Genomic DNA, 827 nt, shown 5'->3' with positions numbered 1-827 from the left:
ATCTTCGTAAGCGCGTGGTTGAAGCCGTCGAGGGCGGACTGTCGCGCCGTGCGGCAGCGGCAAAATATGATGTTGGCGAGGCAAGTGCAATCCGATGGGTTGAACGTTATCGCCGGACCGGAAGCTGGGAGCCGTTTAGGCGCGGGAGCCCTAAAGGCCAGAGCCCTCTGGAGAAGTACAAAGATGAAATTTTCAAATTGGTGGAGAGTAAAAAAGACATCACGTTGAATGAGATCGTCGATCATTTGTTTGAGACGCATGGATTGCAAACATCGAAGAGTTCGGTGGATCGTTTTTTCACGCGTCACGGCTTTACGTTCAAAAAAAGACAGCGCACGCCAGCGAGCAGGAACGACCTGATGTAAAAGCAAGGCGTGAAGCATGGTTTGACGCTCAGCCCGATCTTGATCCCGAACGTCTGGTGTTTATCGATGAAACGGGCGTTTCTACAAAAATGGTGAGACAACGGGGCCGCGCCCCAAAAGGAGAACGCTGTCGGGCCAGTACGCCGCACGGGCACTGGAAAACAACCACTTTTGTCGGTGCCCTCAGGCTTTCAGGAATGACGGCCCCCATGACGCTTGATGGAGCGATGACGGGAATTGCGTTTCAGGCCTATGCGGAACAATCTCTGGCTCCCACATTGGAACCCGGCGATATCGTCATTATGGATAACCTTCCGGCTCATAAGCGTGCAGGCATTCGTGAGGCAATCGAAAAGTTTGGTGCAAAGCTTCTGTTCCTCCCTCCCTACAGCCCGGATTTCAATCCTATTGAAATGGCCTTCTCCAAAATCAAGGCCATCCTGAGAAAGACCGGTGCCCGAA

Annotated in this window: 1 pseudogene; it reads left to right on the top strand. The window is 52.8% G+C overall.

Annotated features, from left to right (window positions below):
• Positions 1–308: 308 nt before the first annotated feature.
• Positions 309–827, top strand: a pseudogene (locus IEW74_RS17215) (IS630 family transposase); the annotation flags it as partial.

Source organism: Terasakiella brassicae (assembly GCF_014641495.1).
Taxonomy (GTDB): domain Bacteria; phylum Pseudomonadota; class Alphaproteobacteria; order Rhodospirillales; family Terasakiellaceae; genus Terasakiella; species Terasakiella brassicae.
Note: the sequence above shows the minus strand (reverse complement) of the source record. Positions and strands in the feature narration are given on the sequence as shown.